We start from the raw sequence: 4,748 nt of genomic DNA, 5'->3' as shown, positions 1-4,748 counted from the left end.
CTCCGCAATCCAGCTTTTCTCAACGCCAATTTCGTCCGGCAAGAGCACCGACAGACGCTCGCACCGGCTTCTTTATTTACTAGGGGAACATCATGAGCGCTTGTCATTCTGGACGTCATCTTCGCCATGCAGCCGCGGGGGCCGCGCTACTCGCCTTTACGAGTTTGGCAGCGCTGTCGGTTACGCCGGCCCTTGCGGCCGACACGGAGCTGAATGTCTACAACTGGTCGGACTATATCGCCAAGGACACGATTCCGAACTTCGAGAAGCAGGACGGCATCAAGGTCAAGTACGACAACTACGATAGCGATGACACGCTACAGGCCAAACTGCTCGCAGGCAGTTCCGGTTACGACATCGTGGTACCGACGTCGAACTATATGGCCAAGCAGATTCAGGCCGGCGTGTACCAGAAGCTCGACAAGTCGAAACTCCCTAATCTGGCCAACCTGGATCCCACCTTGATGAAAATCATTAGCGAGGCGGATCCGGGCAACCAGTACGGCGCGCCCTACGCGTACGGCACCGACGGCATCGGCTACAACGTGCAGGCCGTCCAGAAAGCCCTGGGTGCGGATGCGCCGGTTGACAGTTGGGCGCTGGTGCTTGATCCGCAGTACCTCTCCAAGCTGAAGAGTTGCGGTGTGTCGTTCCTCGATCAGCCCGTCGACGTGTTCGCCGCCACGCTGCAATACCTGCACAAGGACCCGAACAGTACCAGTCCGGCCGACTACCAGGCCGCCTTCGAAGTGCTGAAGAAGGTTCGTCCGTACATCACACAGTTCAACTCGTCGGGCTACATCAACGACCTCGCGAACAACGACATTTGCGTCACGCTCGGCTGGTCGGGCGACGTCGGCATCGCACACCGCCGTGCGGAGGAAGCGAAGCGTTCATACGACATCAAGTTTAATAACGTGAAGGAAGGTGGCCTGGTGTGGTTCGACATGATGGTGATCCCGAAGGATGCACCGCACCCCGAAGCGGCGCTCGCGTGGATCAATTACATCGAGGACCCGAAAGTTAACGCGGCCATTACCAACGAGGTTTTCTATCCGACCGCCAATGTCCCCGCGCGCCAGTTCGTCACACCGGCTGTTTTGCATGACCAGGGTGTGTACCCGGCGGTGGAGGTGCTGAAGAAGATGACGCTTATGAAGCCGTTGCCCACGGACATCCTTCGGCTTGAAAACCGTCTTTGGGCGCAGCTCAAAACCGGCCACTAAACCCACCAAACCGTTACTCGCGGTAAACCCGCTCATAGAACCCTTCGCGGCAGGAGTCGCTTGACCCCTGCCCAACTGAAATAAGCAGCACGGTAGTCAGCCTGCGCGCTTTAAGGCTCCCACCTGCGCGCAGTCCCATGTTTCCCGATCGCAGCGCCTCGTGCGAGCCGCTCTTCGCGTCTCGTATGGAGACACTTGCGCCCGCGATCCGCAAGGAATGGTTACATCATGAACTCGACGACCTTAAAAAGCGCGGCCGGCGCCGCCCAGATGGCCCGCCCCGCACCGACGACAAAGTCGAAACCGGACGAATTCGTTCGCATCGAAAATGTCGTGAAAAAATTCGGCGACAGTACCGCTGTCAATAACGTCAACCTGAACATCGCAAAGAACGAACTGTTCGCATTGCTCGGCAGTTCGGGCTGCGGGAAGTCCACGCTTCTGCGCATGCTCGCCGGACTGGAAACGGTCACCTCCGGGCGTATCTTCGTCGACGGCGAAGATCTCGCCGCGATGCCGCCGTACAAGCGGCCAGTCAACATGATGTTTCAGTCGTATGCGCTGTTCCCGCATATGACGGTCGAAGCGAACATCGCGTTCGGTCTCAAGCAGGAAGGCACGCCGAAGAATGAGATCAAGGAACGCGTCGGCGATGCGCTCAATCTCGTGCAGATGAGCAAGTATGCGCAGCGCAAACCGCATCAGCTCTCTGGCGGCCAGCAGCAGCGTGTGGCGCTGGCCCGTTCGCTCGTCAAGCGCCCCAAGCTGCTGCTGCTCGACGAGCCCATGTCGGCGCTCGACAAACAGATTCGCCAGAAAACGCAACTGGAACTCGTCAACATCATCGAGAAAGTCGACGTGACCTGCGTGATGGTCACCCATGATCAGGAAGAAGCGATGACGATGGCAGGCCGCATCGCCGTCATGAGCGAAGGCCACATCGTGCAGATCGGCTCGCCCAGCCAGGTGTACGAGTTTCCGAATAGCCGCTTCTCGGCCGAGTTCATCGGTTCGACCAACCTGTTCGAAGGCACGCTGGTCGAAGACGAACCTGACCATATCTTCGTCGAAAGCGAAGACCTCGAAGCACGCATGTATGTGAGCCATGGCATTACCGGCCCGCTCGGCATGCAGCTCGGCATCTCGGTGCGTCCGGAACGTGTGAAGGTATCGCTCGAAAAACCGTCGACGCCGCACAACTGGGCGCGCGGCGTGGTCTCCGATGTCGCCTACATGGGGAGCTATTCGCTGTATCACGTGCGTCTGCCGAGCGGCAAAACCGTCGTGTCGAATCTCTCCAGTTCGCACCTGATGAGCGAAGGTGCGCCCGCCTACAACGATGAAGTGTTCATCTACTGGTCGCCGTCGAGCGGCGTGGTGCTGACGCAATGAGCCATCTCACATCCTCCTCCACGGCGCTCGGCGCGCCGTCCGGCAGCCGGCTGCTCGGTTCGCTGAAAAAACGTCTCTCGGCACTGGTGCCATCAGGCCGCACGACAGTCATCGGTGTGCCGTTCATCTGGCTCACGCTGTTCTTCGCTGTGCCGTTCCTACTGGTGCTGAAGATCAGTTTCACCGACTCGCGGCTTGGCATTCCGCCGTACACCGATCTCCTCAGTGCGAAGGATGGTGTGCTCCACGTGGTCATGCAACTGGGGCACTACGCTTTCCTGTTGCAGGACGACCTGTATGTCGCCACCTACATCAGCTCGCTGAAGATGGCGGCGGTCTCGACGCTCTGTTGCTTGTTGATTGGCTATCCGGTCGCGTACTACATCGCGCGTTCTGAGCCCGCGAAGCGCAACCTGCTGATGATGGGCGTGATGCTGCCGTTCTGGACGTCGTTCCTGATCCGCGTGTACGCATGGATCGGCATCCTGAAGGATGACGGCCTGCTCAATCACACGCTGATGGCGATCGGGATGATTCATTCGCCGCTGCGGCTTTATCACACGGATATCGGCGTCTATATCGGCATGGTCTATTCGTATTTGCCGTTCATGGTGATGCCGCTTTACGCCCACCTGGTGAAGTTGGACCTGACGCTCCTCGAAGCCGCGTACGACCTTGGCTGCAAACCGTGGACCGCGTTCACGCGCATCACCTTGCCGCTCTCGAAGAACGGCATCATCGCCGGCAGCCTGCTGGTATTCATTCCGGCCGTCGGCGAGTACGTGATTCCCGAACTGCTGGGCGGTGCCGACACGCTGATGATCGGCCGCGTGATGTGGAATGAGTTCTTCAACGATATGGACTGGCCCATGGCCTCCGCCGTGACGGTCGCGATGGTTCTGCTTCTGCTCGTGCCGATGGCCGTATTCCAGTACTACCAGGTCAAGGAACTGGAGGGCGCGAAATGATCAAGCCAAATAAAACCCTTTCTACCAGTGTGCTGACGTTCGGGTTCCTGTTTCTGTACATCCCGATCATCAGTCTCGTCGTGTTCTCGTTCAACGAGTCGAAGCTCGTCACGATCTGGTCTGGCTTCTCGCTGAAATGGTACGCCGCGCTGCTGCAGGACGACGAGTTGCTGACCGCCGCCTGGCTGTCGCTGAAGATCGGTCTGATGACCGCGTGCGCGTCGGTCGTGATCGGTACCTGGGCCGGCTTCGTGCTGGCGCGCTTCGGGCGCTTTCGCGGCTTCACACTGTTTGCCGGGATGATCAACGCGCCGCTCGTGATCCCGGAAGTGATTCAGGGCATTTCGCTACTGCTGCTGTTCGTGGCGATGGAACAGATGCTTGGCTGGCCGAAGGGTCGCGGCGTCGTCACGATGTGGATCGGTCACGTAATGCTGTGCGTGTCCTATGTGGCGATCATCGTGCAGTCACGCGTGAAGGAGTTGAACCGATCGCTCGAAGAAGCCGCCCTCAACCTGGGCGCCACACCGCTCAAGGTGTTTTTCGTTATCACATTGCCGCTGATCTCGCAGGCGTTGATGTCGGGCTGGCTGCTGTCGTTCACGCTGTCGATCGACGACCTCGTGCTGTCCGCGTTCCTGTCGGGTCCGGGTTCCACCACGTTGCCGCTCGTCGTGTTCTCGCGTGTGCGCCTCGGCCTGAATCCGGAAATGAACGCACTGGCGACGATCTTCATCAGTCTGGTGACGATTGGGGTGGTCAGCGTGAATACCCTGCTGGTCGCCAAAGAACGTAAGCGTCTGCGCGATATGCAAGCAGCGTTGACGGTGGTCGAAGCCGCCGATGCAGGTCCCGCCACGCCACAACCCGCGACGGCGCGGAAGTCGCTCGATACGGCCAGCGCATAAGAAGTCCTTTTGCAATACGACCAATAAGGAGAATTCGCATGAGAAAGAAGCTCATCTGTCTGCTGGTGGCGGGGAGTTTGCCAGGCTTTGCCATGGCAGATACCACTAGCGACCAGATCAAGGCGCTACAAGCCCAGCTCAATGCACTGCAAAAGGAAGTGAAGCAGTTGCGCTCGGAAGCGGCAACCAGGCCGAAAGCAGCAGCTGCTGCCGCCGCGCCGGTAGGGGCGCCTGGCTCGGCAGTGGCCGCGGCT

Annotated in this window: 5 protein-coding genes; all 5 read left to right on the top strand. The window is 59.2% G+C overall.

The annotated features are described in order from the left end of the window. The first annotated feature begins 92 nt into the window (after window positions 1-92). Entirely contained in the window at window positions 93-1,226 is a 1,134-nt protein-coding gene (locus tag PQQ52_RS34525; protein ID WP_408221497.1) for a polyamine ABC transporter substrate-binding protein, read from the top strand. A gap of 228 nt (window positions 1,227-1,454) precedes the next feature. Continuing rightward, window positions 1,455-2,618, top strand: a complete 1,164-nt coding sequence (locus tag PQQ52_RS34520) for an ABC transporter ATP-binding protein (RefSeq protein ID WP_408221495.1) — start codon at window positions 1,455-1,457, stop codon at window positions 2,616-2,618. Beyond that, the gene (locus PQQ52_RS34515) at window positions 2,615-3,586 is read left to right on the top strand and encodes an ABC transporter permease subunit (protein ID WP_408221493.1); all 972 of its coding nucleotides are present in this window, start codon (window positions 2,615-2,617) and stop codon (window positions 3,584-3,586) included. The genes PQQ52_RS34520 and PQQ52_RS34515 overlap by 4 nt, the downstream gene beginning before the upstream one ends. Next, window positions 3,583-4,494: an ABC transporter permease subunit gene (locus PQQ52_RS34510; protein ID WP_408221491.1), complete on the top strand. Its 912-nt coding sequence runs from the start codon at window positions 3,583-3,585 to the stop codon at window positions 4,492-4,494. The genes PQQ52_RS34515 and PQQ52_RS34510 overlap by 4 nt, the downstream gene beginning before the upstream one ends. Before the next feature lie 38 nt (window positions 4,495-4,532). Further along, the coding region (locus PQQ52_RS34505) for a DUF3138 family protein (protein WP_408221489.1) at window positions 4,533-4,748 on the top strand (216 nt) is incomplete at its 3' end.

It is taken from the genome of Paraburkholderia sediminicola (assembly GCF_046030555.1).
GTDB lineage: Bacteria > Pseudomonadota > Gammaproteobacteria > Burkholderiales > Burkholderiaceae > Paraburkholderia > Paraburkholderia sediminicola_E.
This window is presented reverse-complemented; position numbering and strand designations above follow the sequence as displayed.